General features: G+C 43.8%; 13 protein-coding genes. 7 read left to right on the top strand and 6 right to left on the bottom strand.

The window, feature by feature from the left end; genetic code table 11:
- Nucleotides 1-218 precede the first annotated feature (218 nt).
- The 7 genes from ZOBGAL_RS16500 (at nucleotide 219) to ZOBGAL_RS16530 (ending at nucleotide 12,631) form a co-directional block, all read left to right on the top strand.
- Nucleotides 219-3,266 (top strand): SusC/RagA family TonB-linked outer membrane protein, encoded by a 3,048-nt coding sequence (locus ZOBGAL_RS16500; RefSeq protein ID WP_013994839.1) that lies wholly within the window; start codon nucleotides 219-221, stop codon nucleotides 3,264-3,266.
- Nucleotides 3,267-3,276: 10 nt separating this feature from the next.
- Nucleotides 3,277-4,836 (top strand): RagB/SusD family nutrient uptake outer membrane protein, encoded by a 1,560-nt coding sequence (locus ZOBGAL_RS16505; protein WP_013994840.1) that lies wholly within the window; start codon nucleotides 3,277-3,279, stop codon nucleotides 4,834-4,836.
- Nucleotides 4,837-4,904: 68 nt separating this feature from the next.
- Nucleotides 4,905-6,371 (top strand): arylsulfatase, encoded by a 1,467-nt coding sequence (locus ZOBGAL_RS16510; RefSeq protein WP_013994841.1) that lies wholly within the window; start codon nucleotides 4,905-4,907, stop codon nucleotides 6,369-6,371.
- 179 nt (nucleotides 6,372-6,550) lie between these two features.
- Nucleotides 6,551-7,204 carry an SGNH/GDSL hydrolase family protein gene (locus ZOBGAL_RS16515; RefSeq protein ID WP_013994842.1) on the top strand — a complete coding sequence of 218 codons (654 nt, stop codon included), beginning with the start codon at nucleotides 6,551-6,553 and terminating at the stop codon, nucleotides 7,202-7,204.
- A 90-nt stretch (nucleotides 7,205-7,294) separates the two neighbouring features.
- Nucleotides 7,295-8,923: an arylsulfatase gene (locus ZOBGAL_RS16520; protein WP_013994843.1), complete on the top strand. Its 1,629-nt coding sequence runs from the start codon at nucleotides 7,295-7,297 to the stop codon at nucleotides 8,921-8,923.
- A 42-nt stretch (nucleotides 8,924-8,965) separates the two neighbouring features.
- Nucleotides 8,966-10,504 (top strand): glycoside hydrolase, encoded by a 1,539-nt coding sequence (locus ZOBGAL_RS16525; protein WP_013994844.1) that lies wholly within the window; start codon nucleotides 8,966-8,968, stop codon nucleotides 10,502-10,504.
- Nucleotides 10,505-10,531: 27 nt separating this feature from the next.
- A complete protein-coding gene (locus tag ZOBGAL_RS16530; protein ID WP_013994845.1) occupies nucleotides 10,532-12,631 on the top strand; it encodes a sulfatase-like hydrolase/transferase in 2,100 nt (699 codons plus the stop codon).
- Between the two features lie 27 nt (nucleotides 12,632-12,658).
- On the opposite strand, the gene ZOBGAL_RS16535 is transcribed toward ZOBGAL_RS16530, so the two are convergent.
- The 6 genes from ZOBGAL_RS16535 to ZOBGAL_RS22830 all read right to left on the bottom strand — a co-directional run bounded on the left by ZOBGAL_RS16535 (nucleotide 12,659) and on the right by ZOBGAL_RS22830 (nucleotide 25,158).
- Nucleotides 12,659-14,419 carry an arylsulfatase gene (locus tag ZOBGAL_RS16535; RefSeq protein ID WP_013994846.1) on the bottom strand — a complete coding sequence of 587 codons (1,761 nt, stop codon included), beginning with the start codon at nucleotides 14,417-14,419 and terminating at the stop codon, nucleotides 12,659-12,661.
- Nucleotides 14,420-14,496: 77 nt separating this feature from the next.
- The gene (locus ZOBGAL_RS16540; protein ID WP_013994847.1) at nucleotides 14,497-15,969 is read right to left on the bottom strand and encodes a sulfatase family protein; all 1,473 of its coding nucleotides are present in this window, start codon (nucleotides 15,967-15,969) and stop codon (nucleotides 14,497-14,499) included.
- 63 nt (nucleotides 15,970-16,032) lie between these two features.
- On the bottom strand, nucleotides 16,033-17,454 hold the full coding sequence (locus ZOBGAL_RS16545) for a sialate O-acetylesterase (protein WP_013994848.1): 1,422 nt from the start codon (nucleotides 17,452-17,454) through the stop codon (nucleotides 16,033-16,035).
- A 31-nt stretch (nucleotides 17,455-17,485) separates the two neighbouring features.
- On the bottom strand, nucleotides 17,486-19,897 hold the full coding sequence (locus ZOBGAL_RS16550) for a hypothetical protein (protein ID WP_148560726.1): 2,412 nt from the start codon (nucleotides 19,895-19,897) through the stop codon (nucleotides 17,486-17,488).
- A 52-nt stretch (nucleotides 19,898-19,949) separates the two neighbouring features.
- Entirely contained in the window at nucleotides 19,950-22,481 is a 2,532-nt protein-coding gene (locus ZOBGAL_RS16555) for a family 78 glycoside hydrolase catalytic domain (protein WP_084724402.1), read from the bottom strand.
- A gap of 76 nt (nucleotides 22,482-22,557) precedes the next feature.
- Complete coding sequence (locus ZOBGAL_RS22830) at nucleotides 22,558-25,158, bottom strand: sialate O-acetylesterase (RefSeq protein ID WP_013994851.1); 2,601 nt, start codon at nucleotides 25,156-25,158, stop codon at nucleotides 22,558-22,560.
- Nucleotides 25,159-25,169: the final 11 nt, after the last annotated feature.

Here is a 25,169-nt window from a genome sequence, read left to right on the forward strand (position 1 = left end):
TAGGTTTAAAATGAGACGTATGGTCGTTAAATGGTCAAAATATGTACTAAATATAGGCCATAAATGTTGCAAAAAGGCTTCTAAAGGCCTTTAAAATGGCAATTTGCAACATAAGTGTACCAATGTGAGATATTCGCTCTAAGACCCTTCAATATATTTACCCTAGGCCTTTTACAACTCAACTTAGAGGCTACTAATTCTAACTAACATAAACCATTATGAATTTGAAAAGAATGTTATTGCTATTGCTGTTCGCCAGTATGGTGTCGCTTCAGGCTCAGCAAAATTTGACAGGAACTATAACGGATGGGTCTGGCCAACCACTTCCCGGTGTGAATGTATTGGTCAAGGGCACCACGGTAGGTACCGTGGCCGACTTTGATGGTAATTACGCTATTAAGGCGCCCGAAGGGGCAACTTTGGAATTTAGTTATTTGGGATTTATAACCCAAAGTGTTCAAGTATCGAAGCAGACTACGATAAACGTGGTACTTGAAGAAGATGTTGCACTTCTGGAAGAGGTAGTGGTCATTGGTTACGGAACTTCAACGAAGAAAGATTTGGTATCTTCCGTTGCTTCCGTAAAATCCGATGTTCTCGAAAACCAACCCGTTGCCAGGGTAGACCAGGCCTTACAGGGCCGTGCTACAGGGGTAGAAGTTACTTCGAACAACGGAACCCCAGGTTCTGGGGCTACTATACGTATTAGGGGTAACAGTTCCATTAATGGAAACAACGACCCATTGTACGTTATCGATGGTTTTATTGCCGGTACGGGGTTTAACCTGAACACGATCAATGTTAACGATATTGCATCCATTGAAATCTTAAAAGATGCCACCGCGCTTTCCATCTACGGAACCAGGGGGGCTTCTGGTGTAATTTTGATTACGACCAAAAATGGTAAGGGAATGGCACCGGGAAAACCGGTAGTGACCGTTAATCATTATCAGAGTATTCAAGAAACGGCCAACCGTATCGATATTCTGGGGGGACAAGACTTTATAGATTACAAAAACGAATCGTATCAATTTGTACCGGGACCCGATGGTTTTGGTTATACCGATACGTCTTTGCCACTGGTTTTAGATCCTGAAAACACTACAACAACCGATTGGTTGGATCTAGTGGAGCAACCAGGTTCTATTTCAAATACAGATGTTTCCGTAACCGGGAATTCTGAAAATGCCAATTACTTTATCTCTGGGAATTATTTCAATCAAAAAGGAGTTCTTAGAGGCTCTGGTTTAGAAAGGGTAAACTTCAGAACCAATCTAGATGTTAGGGTTTCCGATAGGTTTAAGACCGGTATTCGCGCCAACATTACACACTACAAAATAGAAAACAACAAAGTAGATTACGGTAATATTGTTTCTAGCGTACTTCCTATACGACCGGTATATTTGGAAGACGGAAGTTATTCGTTTGAAAACCCTATCAGTGCAGGGTTGGAACGAAACCCAGAAGCAGATATACAATTACGTGTAGACCATGACTTGGTTACCCAGATAATCACCAATGCCTATGTAGAATATGAAGTAGCCAAGAACCTTTCGTTTAAATCTACTTTTGGTGCCCAGTTAAATTATAAAAAGGAAAACAACTATTTACCAGGTATTTTACCAGAAAGGGTAAATGGAGGTTTCGGTCGTATCAATACCAATTTTACGAAGAGCATCTTGAATGAAAATACGCTGAACTATAACTTGGATTTAGATGATCATTCTATAAAAGTGCTAGGTGGTTTTACATGGCAAAAAGACAACAATGAAAGTACCCGCACTGAAGCGGATCAATTTCCAAACGATGTAGTACTTTTTAATAACTTGGCTTTAGGTGATGCTTCAACGGCAGTAGTAGGTTCCGGTTACGGACAACGAACCTTGACTTCCTTCTTGGGTAGGGTCAACTATGGGTATAAAAGTAAATACCTATTGACTTTAGTAGGTAGGTATGATGGTTCTTCCGTATTTGAAACAGGCAATAAATATGCCTTCTTTCCTTCAATAGGAGCTGCATGGAACGTTGATGAAGAAGATTTTTTGTCCGATTCCGATGTTGTAGACAGGTTTAAACTTAGAGGTAGTTACGGTATTGTTGGGGAGCAGGGCGTAGCCGCTTATAATTCAATCGCAACTTATGCCAATACCACAACGGTTTTTAACGGCTCTTTGGTGAACGGGGTTCTTGTTGGTAAAGTTCCGAGTAGTGGTTTGACTTGGGAGACAACAAAGCAGCTGGATTTAGGGATAGAATTGGGCTTCTTGAACAATAGGATATCCTTTGAAGCCGATTATTACAAAAAAACAACGGATGATCTATTGTTATCGGTAGCACTGTCCGGTCAGGTAGGGGCAAATTCCACTACCCAATTACAGAACTTGGGGTCGGTAAGAAACAGTGGTTTTGAATTTGGTTTGAATACCATCAACGTACAGAACGAAAACTTTACATGGGAGTCTAACCTTAGTATATCATCTAACCAAAGTGAAATATTGGAGTTAGATGGGCAAGAGTATATTTCCCTGCAATCTACAGGAAATCAAGGAGGGAATTCCGCACGGTTGATCGTGGGTGAGGCCTTGCCAACCTTTGTCGGGGCAAAATATTTGGGAACTTATAAAAGTGCCGACGAGATTATTGCCGACGGTAGGGAAGGACGATCCTTCATCGGTGGCCCGAGATACGAAGACGTCAATGGCGATTCGAATATCAATGATGAGGACTTTGTCGTACTCGGTAGCCCGATACCCGATTTTTACGGTGGTTTTAGAAACACGTTTACATACAAAGACCTTTCTTTAGATGTGTTTTTTCACGGTAGCTACGGAGCCGAAATTTACAACGTAAGATCGCAAACGGCTTATTTTGGTAGAGGCGAGCAAAACGTTGATCCTATTGTATTGGATCGGTGGACGGGCGGTGTAAACGAAACGTCCGACATACCAAGGGCCGGGCCTTCTAACAGTCTTTTTAACCCTAATAGCAGTTTGAATATTGAAGATGGATCGTATTTAAGGTTGAAGACAGCTACCTTAAATTACAATGTTCCTTTAGAATCAGGCGGACTTAGCAATATTTTCAGTGCTTTGAATGTCTACGTTACGGGAACGAACCTCCTACTTTTTACAGACTTTACGCTGGGTGATCCAGAAGTAAACAATTTTACCGCAGGAAGCGGCCTTAATTCTGTTTCCCAAGGTTTTGCCACAGGTCAATATCCTTACGCAAAAACTATAACCCTAGGTGTGAAAGTAGAATTTTAAAAAAAACGATATGAAAACTAATATAACGAGCAAATTTTTAATACTACTTGTGGGCTTTCTAGCTTTAAGCTCATGTGACGAATTTTTGGAGGAAGACCTCCGCGACGAGATTACCCCTGACGCCTTTTTTACCAATGATAAGGAAGCTGAATTGGCCGTAAATGGGGTTTATAGATTATTTCATGATAACAACCTTTACAAGCAACGTGGGTTGGATAATTATTATACGAGCGGTGCAGATATACAGGCGGCCAATAGGGATGTTAATGGGGCCATTCATAATTACCTGATTCAAGAGGGAACCGCAGACGGTAACGGAACTTGGATCCAGTTGTACCGGGTTGTGAATAATACCACGGAATTCATTACCAATATTGAAGGTAACGAGAGTTTATCTGACGACGCCAAGAACAGCAGATTGGGTGAATTACTCTTCCTAAGGGCCTTGGCGTACTATCACTTGACCAATTTATGGGGAGATGTTCCTTTTTATACGGAGCAGTTGCCGGTGTTGGAACGATCGGTATTGGGAAGAACCCCAAAGGCAGAGATAAGAAGTGCCATGAAAGACGATTTGGCACGCGCATTTGATTTATTGCCCAGTTCTTATTCGGGTAATGATTTAGGCAGGGCCAGTAAATGGGCCGCGGCGACCTTAAAGGCAAAATACCACCTTTTTGATAAAGAGTGGGCCTTGGCAAAGGCGGAATGCGATATTGTAATCGATGGTGGGGCACACAGATTATTGGATAATTATTCCGATGTGTTCGATCAGTCGGATCCAAGCAATCAGTATAACGACGAATATATTTTTGTAGTGGACTTTGAAGCTGATTATGACGGACCTTTAGCTACCACAAGAACGGATGACTACAATCCGCGTATTAGGGATGAACCGGCTGGAAGGAATAACGATACTATTGTAAACGGGGTTTCCGGAAGTAAAGTGGATATTTTTCAAGGTCTTTTGCGTGAACAAGGCGAAGATATGACCGGTTATGGTTGGTCGGTACCTCTACCTGAATTCGCTTTAAGGGAAAACTGGCAAGATGGTGATCTAAGATACGATGCTACTATCGTTACTGAATATTTAGGATGGAAATTGTCCTTCCCATACTTCCGGAAGAACTGGAATCTAGATCAAGAGAATTCTTTACGTGGGAACCACCCGGAAAACTATATTGTTTTTCGTTTAGCAGATGTATATCTAATGGCTGCTGAGGCCGAGAATGAGTTGAACGGCCCGGGAGGCGCCTATTATTATGTCAATAAAGTAAGGGAAAGAGCTTTCGAGCCAGACCAACCGTGGAGTGGCATGTCTAAGGATGAATTTAGGGAAGCTATGTATGAGGAGCGTAAGTTCGAGCTAAGTGCCGAAGGTCACCGTCGTATGGACCTTATACGTTGGGGTATTTTGATAGATCGTGTAAAAACGGTACAACACCGTGCATGGAACAATCCTGCCGCAAATATCCAGCCCTATCACGTATTGTTGCCCATACCACAACAACAATTGGAACTAAATCCAAACTTACTTGAGTCCGACCCGACCAATAATGGTTACCGGTAATTAATGAATGTGTGATTGCCTCGGAGCGTAAAAAACTGTTCCGGGGCAATTATTAATAGAAAACTACAATGAAACAATTTCTTTATTTGATTTTGCTGACCACTTTGATTCTTTCATGTAAGAACAAGGCCAAGGATTCTTCAAGCCTGAAAACGGCAATTGCGACCAAGCCCAATATCGTGTATATTTTGGCCGATGACCTGGGGTATGGCGACCTAAGTTCGTACGGACAGCAAAAATTTTCTACGCCCAATATCGACAAGCTGGCAAAAGACGGCATCCTTTTTACCCAACACTATTCGGGTAGTACGGTATGCGCGCCTTCACGATCGGCCTTGTTAACGGGCATGCATACGGGCCATACGGTCGTAAGGGGAAATAAGGAAATTTTACCGGAAGGGCAATACCCTTTGCCGGACAACACCTATACCTTGGCCGAGGCCATGAAAAAAGCAGGCTATATTACAGGGGCCTTCGGAAAGTGGGGATTAGGTTTCCCAGGATCCGAGGGAGATCCCTTAAACCAAGGCTTCGATGCTTTTTTTGGGTACAACTGCCAACGTTTAGGACATAACTATTACCCTAGACATCTTTGGGCCAATAAAGATTCCTTGGTGCTCGAGGGCAATTCGGGCTTTAAAAAAGAGACTTATGCTCCCGAATTGATTCATGATAAAACACTGGAGTTTATAGAGATGAACAAAGACAATCCTTTCTTTCTCTATGTGGCTTCCATCATACCACATGCCGAATTGACCGCCCCTGAGGAAATCATGGAAAAATACAAAGGTAAATTCGCCCCTGAAACGGTTTATGAAGGGGTTGATGACGGTCCCGAATACAAATTAGGGCCTTATGGATCGCAAAAGGAACCACACGCTGCATTTGCTGCCATGGTACATCTATTGGATGCCCAAGTCGGTGAAATTATGGCGACCTTGGAAAAATTGGGTATTGCCGATAATACCCTTGTGGTCTTTACATCCGACAATGGTCCGCATACCGAAGGTGGTGCCGATCCAGAGTATTTTAACAGCAGCGGTCCGTTTCGCGGAACCAAAAGAGATCTTTACGAAGGAGGTATCAGGGTGCCTATGGTCGCGGCATGGCCGGGCAAGATCAAGCCTGGAAGTAGAACGGAACTGGTATCGGCGTTCTGGGACGTGTTTCCTACCTTTTCTGATATAGCGGGTATTGAAACTCCCGAAGGCTTGGATGGAATTTCATTTTTGCCCACACTTTTAGGAGATACCGATCAGCAAAAGGAACATGAATACCTGTATTGGGAATTTCATGAAAAGGGAGGTAGGCAAGCCATCCGTAAAGGTAATTGGAAAGCGGTAAAATACAATGTATTCAAGGGGCCTGATGTGCCAATCGAACTTTATGATATTAGCACCGATGTTGCTGAAGAAAACGACTTGGCAGCGGAGCATCCGGAAATAATTGAAGAAATGAAAGTGTTGTTCCAAGAGGCCCGTACGCCCTCGGAAGTATTCACTTTTAATCAAGAGACTTATTTGAACGTTAAATAGAGTTGTGAATTTTGAGTTAGTTCATTTTTTGTTCAGAGGTCCAATTTGTTTGGGCCTCTTTATTTGCTTTAAGAAGTGAGGTAAGGATATGGGGCTAACAAAATTACATGCGATCCAACATTGAATAATTTAGTGTTGCGACAAGAAGAAGTAACTTAATACGTATAGAAGAATAGCAAATGAAAAAACAACTGTTTCTTATTATTGCGCTTTGTGCGATTTTAGTAGGTTTTGACCAAGACAATAAACCCAAGGTCTTGATTATTGGCGATTCCATTTCCTTAGGATATACGCCCCATGTAAAATCGGCCTTAAAAGATAAGGCCAACGTATTCCATAATAAGGGGAATGCCCAACACACGGGAACGGGAATCGAGAAATTAGATGAATGGCTAGGGGATACCCAGTGGGACGTGATTCATTTCAATTGGGGACTGTGGGATTTGTGTTACCGCCATCCCGATGCAAAAACGCAAGGTAACAGGGACAAGGTAAACGGTACCGTGACCTATACTCCGGAACAATACCGCGATAATATGGAAGCCTTGGTCGTTCGACTGAAACAGACTGGGGCCAAACTGATTTTTGCGACTACAAGTTATGTGCCCGAGGGCGAGGTAGGTCGCTTTGTCAAGTCCGATAAAATATACAATAAAATGGCCGTTGAAGTCATGAAAAAACACGGGGTAACCATAAATCCGCTAAATCGAATCTCAAAGAAGGTGTACAAGAAGCATGCTGCAGGTCCGGGGAATGTGCACTATACAAAAGAAGGCTACCGATTACTCTCCGAACCTGTGGTGAAATACATAGAAAAAAGCCTAGGCTTTTGAATCAATAGGTATAATTGTCAATGGAAAGTACAGGCGTATCTCCCTATTGCCCCGCAATAGTTTTTAGGTATTAAAATTAGATGTTATAGTATGAAACGTTCCACAACTATTTGGAAAAAAAGCATTATCCCGTTGCTTGTGTTCTTTTTGTCGTTTTCGGGCCTTGCGCAGGTAAACGGTAGCGTAGCCGGCAATGGACAAAAACCCAATATTGTCCTGATTTACGCAGATGACCTGGGGATAGGCTTGTTGGGCCATGAGGGGCAGAAAATTATAAAGACACCCCATATCGATCAACTGGCAAAAGAAGGGGTGCGATTTACCAATGCCTATTCCAACATGTTATGTGCACCGGCGCGTGCATCTTTGATTACCGGCCTGCATGATTGCCATAAACAAGGCTTCGAGATTACACCTGGGGGATTTTATAAAAAAATAAGCACGGGAAATTACGAGCAAGGGCAAATAGAAAAAATTCTTAACGGAGCCCTAAGGCCTATACCCCAAAATCAAGTATTCCTTGGTCAAGTGGCCCAAGAGGCGGGTTATATAACGGCCCAAATCGGAAAATTGGAATGGGGCTTTTCTACAACCGACCACCAAATGAAAAGACACGGGTGGGATCGTTACTATGGTTATCTCGACCATGTTCGGGCGCATGGGTTTTATCCTCCCTTTCTGTTTGAAGATGGCAAATTGGTCGATATAGAGGGGAATACCCTTGCTAACTGCGGAAAGTCGGGCGAACCCGAAACCCCTGAAAATTTTGCGGAACGGCAAAATAGGGAAGGGAAGGCGCAGTATTCCCAAGATTTGTTCATGAACAAGGCCCTCGATTTTATAAGTACGAACAAAGACCGGCCCTTTTTCCTTTATTTCCCTACACAATTGCCTCACGGTCCTGTAGCTATTCCTGAAATACATCCCGATTTTATCAATGACGAGCGCTTGACACCTGTCGAAAAGGAATACGCCTCCATGGTTAAAATGTTGGATGATAACGTGGGACAGATCATGCAAAAATTAAAGGAACTGAAAATCGATGGGGAAACCCTAGTGATATTTACGGCCGATAATGGCCATGAAATTTACTATGGGCAAAAAGGGCGTGTAGAAAAACCCTATACCAATATAAAGACAGGGGAACGCTTCGATGATGTAGATCATAAATACTACAGCCATTTGTCAGGGGATGTTTTTGACGGAAATGGCGGACGAGCGGGCATGAAAAGAAGTAACCTACAAGGGGGCATTCAAGTACCCTTGATCGTGCGATGGCCGGCTAAAATTGAAGCGGGAAGTAGTAACGATGGACTTGTTGCCAACTATGACCTATTGGCGACCATGGCCGAGGTTACCGGTTTTTCGAAACCTTTTCATACGGATGGCATATCGTTCTACGAGGCTTTAGTGGGAAAAAGTACGGAGGTAGGGCGCGAATTTGTGGTGTATTCCTCTTATACCGGACCCACATTGATTACCGATGAAGGATGGAAAATCAGGACCGATTTGAATAAACAGGTTTTTGAACTGTTTTTTCTGCCCGATGATTTTAAGGAAGCCAATGACTTGTCACAACAACATCCGAAGAAACTAAAAGAGCTCAAATCCCGCCTCTTGGCCGCCTGTGAGGGAGATTTAAAAAACGGCCACTTCACCAATAGAGGTAGTATTCTAAAAGTAGCACGAAAGAAAGGAAAATGGACGGGAGGGGAATAAGGCCTCCTTGTAAAAAATAAAAATAATATAATCGCGAGGTTTATGGGGAATTTGCTTTTGGGGATGCTTGTTTTGGGTATGTGCTGTAATCTAGCGGCACAGAATTCCATTCTTAAAGTTGATATCGATACGGATGTTGAGTTTCAAACGATACACAATTTTGCGGCTTCCGATGCCTGGGCCGCCCAGTTTACTGGATTGTGGCCCGATGGGAAAAGAAGGCAAATGGCCGATTGGTTGTTTAGTACGGAAATCGATAAAACGGGTTCTCCGAAGGGAATAGGACTGACCGCCTGGCGATTTAACATTGGGGCAGGAAGTTTCGATCAAGGAGACCACAGCGGTATAAAGGACCCATGGCGAAGAACGGAAGGTTTCTTGCAAAGCAATGGCTCTTACGACTGGCAAAAACAAGCTGGGCAACAGTGGTTTTTAAAGGCTGCAAAAGAAAGGGGCGTAGAGCAGTTTATCGCTTTTGTAAATAGTCCGCCCATTCAGCTCACAAAAAATGGAAAGGGACATTCCGAAGATGGATTGGCTGCCAATATATCACATGCTAATTATGCCGCATACGCTAACTTTCTGGCAGATGTATGGCTTCACTTTAGGGATAGTGTAGGAGTGGATTTTGATTATATGAGTCCGTTTAACGAGCCGCAATGGGAATGGAAAGGCGGACAGGAAGGCTCTCCTTGGAACAATAAGGAATTGGCCGCGGCCACTAGGGTAATCGATTCCGTTTTTAGGGCTGAAAATATTGCTGCGCAATTGGAAATTACCGAAGCCGGGGCGATCGATTATCTCACAGGGACCAAAAAGAAACACAACAATAGAAGCGACCAAATTGAAACCTTCTTCAGTCCTTCAAGTCCGGATTATTTAAGAAACTTGACTACCCTGGCACCTAAAGTAGCCGCACACAGTTATTTTACTACTTGGCCTGTGGAAAAGCTGAAAAGGGAGCGGGAACGCATTGCGGAGAAGCTAGCAAAATATCCTTCCTTGGAATATTGGATGAGTGAATATTGCATTCTGGAAAACAACGAAGAGATTAAAGGAAAGGGCAGGGGATTGGGTATGCAAACCGCCCTGTATGTAGCCCGCCTTATTCATGCCGATCTTACAATAGCCAATGCAAGTGCGTGGCACTGGTGGCTGGCCATGAGTCCATATGATTTTAAAGATGGCTTAATTTACCATGATAAGAACACGGATGACGGTGCTATCTATGATTCAAAATTATTGTGGACCTTAGGGAATTATTCGAGATTCATCCGCCCGGAAGCTAGCCGTATTTCCGTCAGTTATGCGAATAGGGATGCCACCGAAACCCTACGGAACGGAGTTTTGGTTTCCGCATATAAAAATAAGGATGGAAGCATAGTGGTAGTAGCTATAAATCAAAAGGAAGAAGCTGCTGACCTAGAATTTAATTCAGATTTCCGATCCTTTGCTAGAGTGATAAGTTATGTAACGGATGCTGGGCAAAATTTGAAAAGTAAGGTTTTAGGGAAACCTAAGAAGGGAATATTCACGGTAGGTAAAAAATCAATAACCACTTTTATTTTTCAATCAAAATAGATTTTAAACATATAGCAAGAATTAAATATGAAGCATTTCAATAAGTTACGGTCCATCACTAGTCTTGGGATTTTAGTTATAATAGCTAGTTGTAATTTAACTGCCCAAACCACGGTAGATGCTACTTCTGACACTTATCAAAAACCCAATATCATATTCATCTTAACGGATGATTTGGGTTATGGCGATTTGGGAGTCTTCTTTCAAAAGCAAAGAGCTGATAAAGAGGGGAAGCATTCCCCACAGGAATTTACGCCCAATTTAGACCGTATGGCCAATGAAGGCGCCTTATTGCCGCAACATTATTCCGCCGCACCGGTTTGTGCCCCGTCAAGGGCATCGCTACTATTGGGGCAAAGCCAAGGACATTCCAATATAAGGGACAATCAGTTTGATAAGGCTTTGGCCTATAACCATACCTTGGGATCCGTTTTACAAGGGGCAAACTATAAGACCGCAGCTATAGGCAAATGGGGTTTGCAAGGAAAAGGAAAGGCCCCGAATTGGCCTGCCCACCCCCTAAACCAAGGCTTTGATTATTACTTAGGGTATATGAGGCATGGCGATGGGCATGAACATTACCCCAAGGAAGGGATATACCGTGGCACCAAAGAGGTTTACGAAAACCGGACCAACATAACCCCTGACCTCGACAAGTGTTATACCGCTGATTTATGGACTGCGGCCGCCAAAAAATGGATCGTAGACCATAAACGGGGAGAGGAAAAAGACAGGCCATTTTTTATGTATTTGGCCTATGACACACCGCATGCCGTTTTGGAGTTGCCTACACAGGCCTATCCCAAAGGAGGCGGACTTAACGGGGGGCTACAATGGCTTGGTGAACCGGGTAAAATGATAAATACCGCTAGTGGTGAAGTGGATTCGTGGATTCACCCCGATTATGCCGATGCTACTTACATTCCGGAGAACGGTAAAAAGCCGGTGCCGTGGACCGATGTTTACAAAAGGTATGCCACGGATACACGTAGGATTGACTCCGCCGTGGGCGATATTCTCCAACTTTTAAAAGACCTTAAAATTGATGATAATACCTTGGTCATATTTACTTCCGATAATGGGCCATCGGTAGAATCGTATTTGAAAGACCAGCCCATTGTACCTACTTTCTTTGGTAGTTACGGACCTTTTACCGGAATCAAAAGAGACTGTTGGGAGGGAGGACTGCGTATGCCGACCATTGCAAGATGGCCTGAAGCTATTAAACCGGGAACGGTTGTTTCCAGCCCTAGTATATCTTACGATTGGATGCCTACCTTTTCTGAAATGGCCGGTTTGCCGGCTCCGGCGGTTTCCAACGGAACCTCGTTGTTGCCTTCCCTAACAGGAAAAGGAAAGCAGTCACCCAGTACTATTTATGTCGAATATTTTGAAGGTGGAAAAACACCGGGCTATGATGATTTTAGCGCCGATTTGAAGAGCCGTTGTCGGAATCAAATGCAGATGATACGAAAAGGCGATTACGTGGGGGTTAGATATGATATTCAGTCGGAAAAGGATGACTTTGAGATCTATAATGTAATCGATGATATGAGCCAATCGGTAAACCTAGGCGAGTCTGCCAATTTTACGGCGCTTCAAGAAGAAATGAAAGCCAATGTTTTACAGCGACGAATGCCCAATGCTACTGCAGCTAGACCTTATGATCAAGCCTTGGTTCCGGGCGTTGTGGAAAAAGAGGTGAAAGAAGGCATTGCTTGGAAATCCTACGAAGGGAAATTCCGTTGGGTGCCATCTGTTGAATCCTTAACCCCAAATGAAACGGGGGTATCTGCCCATATAAATTCCGAAATTCGAACCTCGGGCAATAGTAGTATCCTTTATTTTGAAGGATATATAGAAGTGCCCGTGGATGGAGACTATACTTTTTATTTACGTGCCAATGCAGGAGGGGTATTGCGTATCCATGAATCTACCGTTATCGATGCCGATTTCGGATACATAAAGAATTCTAACATGAGCGGGCAATACAGGCTGAAGGCCGGGTTACACCCGGTTAAATTCTATTTAAAAAACGGTAAAAAGGCTAGTCCCCAATTCAAATTGGAATGGAGTGGGCCTTCTTTTGCCAAAGAAGCTATTTCCGAGTCGGTTCTGTTCCATTAAGAAAAGACGACTTGCGAAAGGGGGCTATTAGCTGCTTGGTGTTATTTCGATATAGAAAGGTTTTAGGTAACCACTGGTATTGTAAAGTAAGGGGGTTAGCTTGTAACTCCCTTTTGATAGCTTGAGGTTTTTTACTTCTAGCACATCATCGGAAAGGTTTTTAAAGCTTAGCGATTCTTTTAGGGACCCTATGGTCAATTTTAAGTTTATGTCACCGCCTATTTTTCGGCCCATATGAATTTTGATGGTGTAGTTTCCTTGTTTTGCAACGGTAATCGCCCATCCTACAATCTCCTTGTTAAAATTGGGGTCTAAGGTAAATTCCCCGTCATTGAGGTTTAGAACCGTAGTAGGTTCGTGTACCGTACCTATAATGGCAGGGTGCGATTTGATAAAATTAGGCTCGGCAAACATTTCATCCAGCCACTGGTCCAATTCGGTTTTTAACTCCTTGGATTTTTTGTTTTTTGGAGTTGCCAAATTCGTCAGTTCATAGGGGTCTTGGGCCAAATCATATAGTTCGAATTTCTCAACGGAGGCGTTCCCATCACAATTGCCTACGAGCTTGAACTCCTTGTTTCTAATGGAGATATTATTGTATTTTTCGGGGCCACCACGTACCCAACTTCGCACGATGGAGCGATTTTCCAAAGTAGTATCACGACCGGATAAAAGTCCAAGAAGACTGGTACCGTCTATTTTTCGGTCTGTAGGCACCTTGGCCCGGCATAGCTCGGCCAATGTCGGCAAGATATCATAATGGGCGGCAGGCGTATTTATATCCCTATTGCCCATAAATTTTGAAGGTAAACGCCAAAAGCTCGGAACGCGAACACCACCTTCGTAAACATAGGATTTTCGGCCTCGCATGCCAGCAATGTACCGGTCATGCTGAGGGCCATTGTCCGTCATAAAAATAACTAAAGTATTCTCGCTAAGTTTTAAATCATCGAGTTGCTGAAAAAGCCGCTTTAAGTTGTCATCTATATTGGATACCATGGCATAGACTTTTCTAGCTTGCTCCTTGGTTTTTTCATTCATTGCAGGAAAAGGTCTGTTATCATTTTCAAAACCGGAAGCAGGGTCGATATCCTTATATAGATCGTAATATTTTTGAGGAACCTGCAGAGGGGCGTGTGGCGCGTTGTAGGCAAGGTAAAGGAAGAAAGGTTTGGCCTTGTTTTGATCTATAAAATCAATGGCGACATCGGTAAACACGTCGGAGCAATAGCCTTCACTTTGAAACATTTCTCCATTTTTCCAGAGTACGGGGTTAAAATAACTGCTGTCTCTTTTTGCCGTATTGGGCCAATCTCCCGGCTGACCTATACCACCGGATAAATGACGTAACGTAAAATCAAAACCTTGGTCTTGGGGTCTTGAGGGATAATTATCGCCCAAATGCCATTTGCCGACCATACCTGTAGCATAGCCTTCCTGTTTTAGCATTTCCGCGAGGGTTATCTCATTTGTAGACATAATGGCCCCACCTCTATAAGTATCCCTTACACCTGTTCTTAAGGGGTGTCTACCGGTCATTAGTGCCGCTCTTGTAGGAGCACATACGGGAGATACTATAAATTCATCAAATCGAACACTTTCTCGGGCAAAAGCATCGATTGTGGGGGTTTTCACATGCGGATTGCCATAATAGCCCAAATCACCAAAACCTTGATCGTCGGTCATGACCATAATGACATTGGGCCTCGGGTTTTCCGGTGCTTGGGATTGAAGGTATAGACAGAAATGACTTAAGACAAGTATTAGTACTTTAGAATGTTGAAACATAGGTGCTTTGTATAAAACGAATATCGGGTTAACGCGAAATACGCCGGACAATGGTTTTTTTGTTGACCTTCGCCATTTTATTGGGTGTAGGGTACCATTCCATTTTTGTCTACATGATAACCGTATTTTTTTATGTACTCAGGTCCTGAAAGAAACGCGTCGTTATTGGCATTCAACCTTTGGGTCAATGTCTTGTCAAGCCTTTCTTGTATTGCGCTAAACTCAGCTTGGCCGATAAGGTTATTTTGTTGAAAGGGATCCGTTTGATTGTCATATAAAAGCCACGGCCCGTTTAAATCTCGGGCATAGGTGTACCTGAGGGTTCTAAGTCCCCTAAACTCCTTGCCTCCTCTATGTCTGCCCCATTGTCCAAAAGGTTGGATACATCTTATTTCGGCTGCGTAATCTATATCGTCTTCATTGTTTTTAATGATGGAACTAAAGTTCATGCCTTCTATGCTTTTGGGTATGTCAATATCGCACAAGCCCAATAATGTGGGTAAAATATCTTCGGTATTGATAACTGTTTTTTTGACCGCGGGAGCCAGGTTCATGTCCTTAGGTAATTTCATTAACATGGGTACCCGAATAGATTCTTCATAGGGTTGCTGCTTTTTGTAGGCTCCTTGTGAACCTAGCATATCCCCATGGTCGGAAGTGAAGAGTATCAAGGTGTTTTCCCATTGTCCCTCTTCCTTGAGTTTTTTGGTGATTTTCCCGATCATATCATCTATGGCCGCAATATGGGCATAATAGCCGGCCAAATCGGTTTTGGCCTTTTCCTGCATTTCTTCCGGTACGTTTTCCCGTAGTTTGATGTTTGCAGGGTCGAACATCTTTCTATACTTCTCCGGTGCGGTATGGTAGGGGGCATGTGGCGTGCCATAGGAAACGATCATCATAAAAGGTGATGAGTCCCCATTTTTGGTCTGGATATAATTTAGGGCCGCATCGGTCTGGTCAAAAGTATCGTAGTGTTCCCAGATTTTTTGTTCGGGATCGAGATTGTCATAGTAAACGGAATGATTGTAATCATGGGTGCATTCATTGGCCTTCCAAAAATCGAAGCCCTGTCTTCTCGCTCCCGGAGGAACATTTTGAAGCCTGCCGTGTCCGTCTAAATGCCATTTGCCGATATATCCGGTATCGTAATGGTTCTTGTTGAATATTTTGGCCATGGTCAGCGCATTGGTATCCAATTGCACATCGTTCATAAAAACGCCATTGCTCAAAGGCCGTTGGCCGGTCAATAGTGATGCTCGAAACGGGGTACATACCGGTGTGCCCGATACGGCATTTTCAAAGTTTAGGCTCTCGGAAGCCAATACATCTAAATTAGGGGTAATGGCATTGGGGTCACCGGCATATCCTGTAGCTTGGGCACGCCATTGATCGGTCAAAAGAATAAGGACATTGGGCTTTTGAATAGCCCCTTTATCTGAAGGGGCCGCTTTTTTGGTTTCATTGCACGATATACTTGAGATAAGAATACCGGCCCATAGGAGATGGGAGAAAAAGGGGAAGAGACTTCTTATAAAATTATCGGGCATAATGCTGTAGTTTTTAAATGATGCACAGGGCGGTTGTTGGGTTCAAGTGACTTCCTTTGGGGGTTATTCAATTTCCCAATCATCGGTTCTAAAGGAAGAAGCGGGTAGGCCTTCGGTATTAAATAGTTCCCCTTCAACAAAGTCATCAAAGGCATAGCGCACGGCTACGGGCTCTTTTACGAAGGCAGAGAACAGCGTGATTCCTTGCCAGTTGATAGTGGCATGGGCCGGATAGAAACGCTTGTTTTTTCCGGCAATCTTAAAGTTGGTAAGTGCTTTTCCAAAGGTATTTAAACCGTGTTGGGCGTGATCAAAGGTCAATCTTACCGCTGGGCCTTCTATGGTCATTTCCTTTAAAACGGGACCGGAGTAGGCAATACCCGGAATTTCGTAGGTCTGTGCCAAGGCTTGATAGGCAAAACGTTCACCGCCCACTTGCTTATTAGAGGGGTGAATGCAATTCTTCTCGCCAATATCCATTAAACAGACCATTCCCGTGTTTTCGGTAAGTTTTAAGGTGTTATACTGGGCTTCTCTGAGCAAGGCCGAATTTATACCGGGTGTAGCGTAATCATACGGTGCAATTTGGGCATAGTAAAAGGGAAAATCGCCTAGGCCCAATTCCTTACGCCAATTCGCGATGAGTCCGGGTAAGAGTTGCCCATATTTTTTAGGATGCTTTCTATTCGATTCCCCTTGGTACCAAATGGCCCCTTTTATGGTATAGCCGATAATCGGATGGATCATGGCATTGAACAGGGCAGAGGGTATTTTCTGCGATAACTTTCCTTTAGCGTCCAAGCCCGGTTCGGGTACCCAATCGAATTCTTTTAAGCCATCTTCACTGATCCAAGGCTCTATGGCCGTTCCGCCCCAGCTAGAACTGATCAATCCTACAGGTACCTGAAGAACCTCTTGCAACATTTTGCCGAAATAATAGGCCGTGGCACTAAAATTTGCGGCCGTTCCTGGAGTGGAATTTTGCCACTCGCCATTAAAATCTTCCAATCTTTTTAAGCTGGCATTTCGCTCAACGGTAAAAAAACGTAAGGAGGGATTGGTAGAGGTCGCAATAGCTTTGTTCGAGCCTAGAACAGGTTGGTTGATATTACCTTTAAGCGTCATAAACATGTTTGATTGCCCGGAGCAAAGCCATACTTCACCGATAAGGACATCTGAAAGGGTCAATGTTCTTTCATCGGAAATCGTAATGGAATAAGGCCCTCCCGCAGCAGGGGTTCGGATTTTCAATCGCCAGTCCCCACGTAAGTCGGCATGGGTTTTATAGGTCTTGTCATCCCAAGAAGTCTTTATTTCAACAAGGTGGCCCGGAGAAGCCGAACCCCAAATGGAAGTGTTCGATTGTTGCTGAAGTACCATATGGTCCCCAAAAAGGGCAGGTAATTTTATTTCGGCTTTGGCCACAGGGGCCACACATAGGAGAATAAGAAATAAGAGCTTTTTTACGATCGAATTTTTAAGCATAGTCGAGATGATGGTTAAATAGTGAAGTGTTTTATTTTTTGTTGAGGATGAGTTTTATTTTTTTCCAAGGATGGGGATATGCGGTAATCCATAATTCTGGGTCAAAGCTTAAATTGGCTTTATCATAGCCCATGACAAAAACATCGATTTCTTTACCTACCATATTCTTGTCCAAAGGAATATAATAGGTGTAATTCGTATCCCTGCGTGAATTTAGAAATTCCCAGGTGTTCGAAGGGAAGGAGGAAGCCCTGTCATTTGCACCGATATAATTTTCGCCGATTTTGGCACCGGCATAGGCCCCCTCAATACCGTGTTTTCCATTTAGGGCAACACAGAGATAGCTGCCATCGGCAATTTCGTCCAAGACGATTTTTGACTTCCATACTTTTTTTGCGATTTTCTTACTGGAATGCGCAAACAGATTAGAGGCTTTCCACAAGCTACGATCCAGTTTTTTTCCATTCGCCAGACCTTCAATTTCTACGATGCGTTGCGGAAAATTTTTAAACCGTAAATAACGTACCTTTTTATTGAGGCTTATCTCTATTTGTGTAGCCGCCAAATACGTGATTTCTTCCCAATGGACCAAGTTGGTGGATACCTCTACAAAATTACCTTCGGCAACTAGTAAAGGCTGTAAGGAAAACTCGTCTGGAACGGTAATTATAAGTTTGTCCATATAGGTGACTTCACCTAAATCTAAGCGTAAGCTCCCGCCATCGACCCTTGGGTCTAAACGAAACTTCCGGGAAGGCCAAAACCCGGTTTTTAAATTGCCGTCAAATAAATTTTTATCCCAAACGCCTCTGTTGACAAATGCCTTTTGATTGAAAAATGCATCCCTTGCCGCCTTTACCTCGGGTATAAGGGTTGCTCCGGAACGTTGTAGTGAACGTACTTCCAGGGCATTGTTATCTGCCGCAAATACGGTGGCTTCGTATATAGATTCCACATCTTCGGGAATGGCCGTTTCGGTAAAGGGGCTTAGTTTACGGTGAAAATTGTTCCTTAGCTTATTTCCCGGGAAATTCAACTTCAGTTTTTTTCCTTTGACTAACCGTTGCACCTTTTTACCGTTTATTTCTGCTGAGGTATATTGGTTTTCGTTCTGTAATTGAATGTTGGATGTCGTTCCCGGCATTCCCAAGAGTTCAATTTCAATAGGGGCGTCGTCCACATTTTTTACGGTTTGAAAATTGGCGCCGGCAATTAGGGGGGCGTCATATGCTTGGGTTGTTGCTAAAAATAAAGCCGATCTAAAAGGCAACACTTCAACGGGAATGCTTTCGCCTTTGGAAAATGTACCGATCATTTTTTCGGTCGGGTGTAATTGTAGCAATGTAATAGAACCATCACCTTTAAGTCCGATTTCTTCATCGAGTTGTATGGCATAAGTGGCGGCTTCCCACTTTAGGTTTCTTAGGCTTATTAATTGGGTTTTTCCATTGCCTCGGGTTACCGCGTTTGGTCCGTACGATTCATCAGCGACTTTTCCGTCGACCAGAATGTCTCTATACTTTTTGTGAATGTTGTAAATGTGGGCCAACTTAGAAAATTCATTCTCATTGAGTAGCCAAGGGTTTCCGTAAATTTCGGGGGATAAGATCAACTCGCGGTTAAAGGCTTGTAAGATCAAATCATCTTCCCAATAATCTAGGCAAGACGAAATACATACGCCATGGTCTTCCGTTAAGCGCTGTAAACCGGGAACCAAACCTCGCGATAGGGCAGAGGCCCTATGGTGTGGAGCGGTAACGTTATTGGTCATATGCACATCTATATAGGTTTCGTGACCTTCCCATAAGAAAGTGGTAGCGTAAGGTGCGGCTTTATCAAGACCTATACGATGGTTCAGTAAAATGAGGTCGGGACTATGCACACGGCATTGTTGCATCATATTGATGAAGGCATCTTCCTTTTCGGGGCGTAGCGGTCCACATACGGCATCAAACTTAAAGAGGGCAAAGTTATAATCCTTGCACAACTTTACCATTTGGTCCGTGCGGGCCTTTTCCTCCTCTGGCGTATCTCCAAACCCATCCGGTCCGCCCCAAACCCCTAATCGTATATCAAGGGATTTGGCTTGGGCGTAAATTGGGTCAAAACCGTTGGGAAACTGGGTTTTGAATCTATCGGAATAGATACTGCCATAAAAATTCTTGCCGTCAATAGCCCCTGCATCCATGGCATAAATATCCAACTGCATACCATATTCCTTCTTTAGCCATCCAAAGAATTCCAAATTGATCTTTGTTTGTTCTGCGGCGGCCCCTTCGTTGGTGTTGTTTATCCAACTAAAATATTGAGCTTTGGAAGGCGTGCGTTCATCTGCCCCGGCAGACACCTTGTTTTGTGCCGATACGGGCCAAAACGGCATTAAGAGCACCCAAAATAAAATAAGATTCCGGCTTGGAAAAAGACTGGTTGTCGTTTGGTTCATAGGTGTTTCGATGTTAGAAAATAAGATTGCGCTTCGGTATCTGACTGATGATTTATGCTTTTGGCGATACAATAATGGCGTATTGGCCTTCTTCAAGGTCGAAGTTTCCGGTTTTTAGTGCTTTGCGTTTTTTTGACTTCAATTGTACGCCCTCTTTTAAGACCGTTATTTTCTGTGAGGCATCTAGGGCTAAACTGATCTTGGCCGTAGTTCCTTTTGGGATTTCAATGCTGTATTCGTAGCTGTTGGCTGACAGCTTTTTCCAATTCGATACGATGGAGCCATAGGGCGAGTTGTATTTTGTATTTACAAATTCTAGGCCTTCCGGTGTTGACGGGGCAAGTACGAACTTTTTAAAACCGGGATGCTCAGGGTCGGGGCGGATGCCGCCCAACCACCTGTAAAACCATTCGGAAACAGAACCGAACATGGGATGGTTGTTAGAGAAAGTATTATCACTTTCTTTCCATGTCTCCCATAGAGTGGTGGCACCATTATCTACCATAAAGCCCCAACCCGGAAAGGCCTTGCTGTTGACAACGTCAAAAACGACTTCAGGTGAAAGGTTTTTAGAGGCGGCTTCCAGTATATATTTGGTTCCGAAGATACCGGTATTAAAGTGTGCCGAAGGACCGTTCTTTAATGCTTTTTGCAAAGAATCTTTGGCAGCCCCGAGCTCTTCCTTAGGGATGATGTTATGATAAAGCAAGGTAGAGAATAGGGTTTGGCGGTTTATTTTTTTAGTCACCGCTTTGTCCCAAAATTCATTTTTAATCAATTCCCTTAAATGTTCGGCAAGTGCGGCATATTTTAATTCGTTTTCTTTATCGCCCATTACCTTTGCGAAGGTTTCCATGATTTCAGCGCATTGCAGGTAGTGCGCAGTACCGGTCAATTGTACTGGAACGGGCTCTAGGGATTCGTGATCGCTCAAGCCGTTATTTACTAAGCCTTCCGGATGAATACGAGCTACTTTGTCCATCCATTCCTTATTCTTTGAATAGAGTTCTTTAACGAATGCTACATCATTGTAATAGAGGTAGATGTAATACTGTGTGGTGAGGTAGGCAGACTCCCAACTGATTCCACAATATGCAACGCCCGCAAAAGGCGCGGTGTCTACGAAGGAGGAATCCTTCATGGCATCGATCCAATCGTAGACGGTTTTTTTATAAATGTCCTGCATATCATAATTGTTGATATACGATTCACTGGTCGCGTTCAAATCGCCGCCGTACCCGAACTTCTCCCGTGCGGCACAATCCGATTGTACGCTGATCAAGTTGGTGACAAATGACCTCCTTGTAATCTCTTGAATGCTATTGAGCAACTCTGATGAACTATTGAACTCACCGGCTTCGGAAACATGGGTGTGCATCAACAAACCATGTACGTCAGAAACGGCAGGCGCCTTCTCTAGTCCCTTAACTTCCATATATCGGTAAACGTGATAGGTGAATTCGGGTTCAAACCACGAAGGGGACTCCTTGCCTACGATATAGCTGTCCGTCTGCCATGCGATTTCCGGGGCACCGGGGCCACCAATGCCTTTTTTCTTTATTTGACCTATTACGGTGGTCATGGGGTTTAACGTTCCATCATCGTAGATACGCTCTCCAAACCTGAAATTTATGGTGTCGCCGACTTTGCCACTTAACTTGATTTTATACGTGCCCGTGAAATTCACGCCCATATCAATCACATAAGTTCCTTTTTCGGGATTGGTAATGGCTACGGGGGTTATGGTTTGGGTGACTTGTACAGGAGGGAAGAATGCCTGCTGTAGTTTTCCGCCAGGACCTTTGTCCGGTATGGCCTTTGACCAAGAGGCGTCGTTAAAACCGGGCTGGTTCCAGTTCTCTATTTCTTGCTTTGCATCATACACGGTACCGAGGTAAACACTGTTTTTCTGGATGGGACCATACGTATATTTCCAGGTGTTGTCGGTATTGATGGTGTCGGTCTCCCCGTTTTTATACGCTACGACAAGTTGCGCTATAAAAGTGGGTTTGCCTACGGTAAGGTCGGTTCTTAGGTTTCGCCTGCCCCATTTTCTTAGGGGGAGCGGATTATAAAAACCGTTGCCAAGAATAACGCCAAGGCAATTGCTTCCTTCTTTTAGTTGTTGGGTGATTTCGTATGCGGTGTAATAGGTTCTTTTGCTATAGTCCGTCCATGCGGGATCCAATACATTTTTCCCAATAGCTTCCCCGTTTATGCTGCCTTTATAATATCCTGCGGACGTGATATAAAGTGTAGCCTTGGAAATTTCTCCCTTCGATTTAAATTCCTTTCTAAAAATTGGAGCAGGGTGGGCGAGGTATAATAAGGAATCGGCTGTTGGAATTTCACGCCCATAAGTTATCCACTCCGCATTGGTAAATGCCTTTTCCTCTGAAGATAAAAGTGGATCGCCACTGAATTTCGCTCCCTCGTTTTTTGCTGGCTCAAGTAAAGCGAGGTCTTTCTTGTCAAGTAGGGCAGGTGCTTCGTCATTACTGTCGAAGCCGTAAAAGGTAAGTAGACAGACCAAAACACCGGCTCCTATTAGGAACAGGTCATGGTTTACTTTTTTTCGTTTCATTTTTTCCATATTCTAGTGTGTAATTTCCTTAAAAATGTAATCTGCCCGTAGGTCGGTTTTTAATAGTGTTGATGGCTTAAGGAGCTATTACGTGTGCATCTCCCCAGTTTCCAAAAACCTTTTTTCCGGTGAACTCCAACAAGATAAAATCGAGACCTTTTACATCGATATCGATTTCTATCTTATCACCTCTTTTCATTTTCTTACTATCGAATAGCACCCGGCCTCCAAATCGTTCTTCGACCATGACCTTAAACTGGCCCGTAGCATCTTTGGGGGAACTTTTATCCAAGGAAACAATGGCCTTGAACCTTGCGGCCTTTCCGTTAAGTCGGTACATGGTAGAGGACTTGCTTTTGGCCCCAAGCCCTTTCTTGTATTTTCGACCTTTGATCTTAATGGGTTTTCCATTGAAATTGGCGTCCATTACCGGGGCATTGCCTTTCTTCAACATATAATAGATATCGCTTAGGTAGGTAATACCCGCTTGGGTGACTGTATATGCCTCTTCAGGAATTGGGGCGGGCCCTTTGACCGGCGTAGCGCCCTTGCTTCCGATTTTTAGTAGCACATGTTCGTGTTTGCCTAGACCGTTTGCCGTAAAGGAATTATCGAATTCGCCAAGGTCGTTCTTAAGCCATACATCTCTTACCTTTTGCTTTCCTTGGAGTCCGATAGTATTGAACTGCACGGTTATATCGGTTTTTTTACTTCCCTTATTGAGCATTAAGACGGCGGTAGTACCATCGGAAAGCGGTTTGTTGTAAATCTCTACACTATCCTTGTCAAATACTTTGTAGCCTTGGTGGGCCCTAGCATCTTGATTGATGGCGATGACCTCCGCAGCTAAAAGTATTTTCTTGGTTTCTTCAGTCATTTTGCTCAGATCGTTTCCGGCCATAATAGGGGCGGCCAGTATACTCCAAAGGCTAAAATGGACCTTGTCTTCCAAGGTGGTCTTAAGGTTGCCGACCTGGAGCATATCGGGATCGTTCCAGCTATCGGGTCCGGCGAATTGCCATAAACCTTGGAAGGCAGGATGGATGGAGCCATCGCCTCCAGAAGTGTTGGCACAATTATAGACGGAACGTATAGTAGGGTAAATATCACCGGAGGTACGCCAAAGCTGGCCATAGTTTTTACCGCCCCATGCCCATGCGCCACTTCCAAAATCCGAAATGCTTAATACCATGGGTCTGCGGGTATGTACAATGGCTTGATGATAGACGTCTAAATCCTCACTGGACAAGCGACCGTTTTTTATGGCAAAACAAGCGTCTAGTTTAATGTAGTCGACGCCCCAAGAAGCAAACGAATCCATATCCGTCTGTTCGTGCTCAAAACTACCGGGTAAATTTTGACAGGTGAGGTCGCCCCTGCATTCGTAAATACCATATTTAAGTCCTTTGCTATGAATGTAATCGCCTATGGCTTTCATACCGCCGGGAAACTTTACGGGATCTGCTACCAGTTGACCTGCCTCATTTCTTTCGGCGGCCATCCATGCATCATCAATAACTAAATATTCATAACCGGCGTCCCTCATACCGGAAGTGACCATAATATCGGCCATGTTCATGATTTTCTTTTCGTCGATATCTTTTTCAAAGGCATTCCAACTATTCCAGCCCATAGGGGGGGTAGGGGTTAGATAATCGCTGTTGTACGTGGCTACATGTTTTACCACTGGCTTAAATTTTTTATTGCTATCAAGCAGGTCTAGCATGGCGTTGGCCATAGATTTGCCTACGAGCAAGTAAGATTCTGCATTTCTGCACCAATGGTAGATTTGCTTGGAAGGCGAATCTTCAATATCACGCCAAAAATCCCTAGTTTCAACAACGGCGACATTTTCTTTGAATTCGGGATAATCGGCCATGGCCAACTGCGCGTTCATTAAAGATAGTCCCAAGGGGTTTTTGTCTTCCCATCCCTTCATGCCGGTAGTGGCGATTACAAAAGGGAGTTCGGGACTCCCAAGGTCGTTTCTGACATCTTTTATAAGGTGTTTTAAGTTAGATTCATAGGCTGCATTTGCCTTTTTATTGGCTCGGTCATTCCAACCTTGGTGCCATCCAAAACCTGAAACCTCATAGCCTTCGCCTTTATACCCGGGTACATATTGGTCTAGGTTTCTCAGTACCTTATAAACCGTAGACATCATTTGTACATAGTAATACCCGGTATCTTTAGGCTGTGAGGGGACACGGTTATAGCCTTGTTCCCCGGCCGCACTCGGTGGGCAGAAGTCAACTGCCAGGCTTTTACCGCCCCAGGCTGTTTTTATGAGGAGTACCTTGTTCTTAAAGTGGTCGCCCATAACATTGCCGAACTCTAGTTCTGGCCCTATGGTGTGCTTGAAGGCACCGTAGCCGGTACTCAACCTCCCGGTCTTTATAGCGTCGAATTTATCCCAAGTGTAAATGAAGACATCGTCTCTTTCACTCCACTTTCCGTCTTTGCTCTTTAGATGTTGGAATTCGCCATTTTTATCATTGGCGACCACCCATTTGAGATTGCCTTTCTCTCCTTTTTCCATTTCACCATGGCCTTGCATATTCGATTGTCCTGCAAGAATAAAGACCTTTACCGGTTCTTGGGCCGCGACCCGTGTTAGGGAAAGAAATAACAGTAGTAAAAGCGATGTAAAAAAAGGATTTGTACTTGATTTGGTCATAGGGGGTATGG

This window comes from Zobellia galactanivorans (genome assembly GCF_000973105.1).
Lineage (GTDB): Bacteria > Bacteroidota > Bacteroidia > Flavobacteriales > Flavobacteriaceae > Zobellia > Zobellia galactanivorans.

Coding starts and splice junctions, on each gene's coding strand:
- ZOBGAL_RS16545 (WP_013994848.1), bottom strand. CDS start 17,454: ATGCTTAAAAATTCGATCGTAAAAAAGCTCTTATTTCTTATTCTCCTA.
- ZOBGAL_RS16515 (WP_013994842.1), top strand. CDS start 6,551: ATGAAAAAACAACTGTTTCTTATTATTGCGCTTTGTGCGATTTTAGTA.
- ZOBGAL_RS16530 (WP_013994845.1), top strand. CDS start 10,532: ATGAAGCATTTCAATAAGTTACGGTCCATCACTAGTCTTGGGATTTTA.
- ZOBGAL_RS22830 (WP_013994851.1), bottom strand. CDS start 25,158: ATGACCAAATCAAGTACAAATCCTTTTTTTACATCGCTTTTACTACTG.
- ZOBGAL_RS16540 (WP_013994847.1), bottom strand. CDS start 15,969: ATGCCCGATAATTTTATAAGAAGTCTCTTCCCCTTTTTCTCCCATCTC.
- ZOBGAL_RS16520 (WP_013994843.1), top strand. CDS start 7,295: ATGAAACGTTCCACAACTATTTGGAAAAAAAGCATTATCCCGTTGCTT.
- ZOBGAL_RS16525 (WP_013994844.1), top strand. CDS start 8,966: ATGGGGAATTTGCTTTTGGGGATGCTTGTTTTGGGTATGTGCTGTAAT.
- ZOBGAL_RS16550 (WP_148560726.1), bottom strand. CDS start 19,897: ATGAACCAAACGACAACCAGTCTTTTTCCAAGCCGGAATCTTATTTTA.
- ZOBGAL_RS16510 (WP_013994841.1), top strand. CDS start 4,905: ATGAAACAATTTCTTTATTTGATTTTGCTGACCACTTTGATTCTTTCA.
- ZOBGAL_RS16555 (WP_084724402.1), bottom strand. CDS start 22,481: ATGAAACGAAAAAAAGTAAACCATGACCTGTTCCTAATAGGAGCCGGT.
- ZOBGAL_RS16535 (WP_013994846.1), bottom strand. CDS start 14,419: ATGTTTCAACATTCTAAAGTACTAATACTTGTCTTAAGTCATTTCTGT.
- ZOBGAL_RS16500 (WP_013994839.1), top strand. CDS start 219: ATGAATTTGAAAAGAATGTTATTGCTATTGCTGTTCGCCAGTATGGTG.
- ZOBGAL_RS16505 (WP_013994840.1), top strand. CDS start 3,277: ATGAAAACTAATATAACGAGCAAATTTTTAATACTACTTGTGGGCTTT.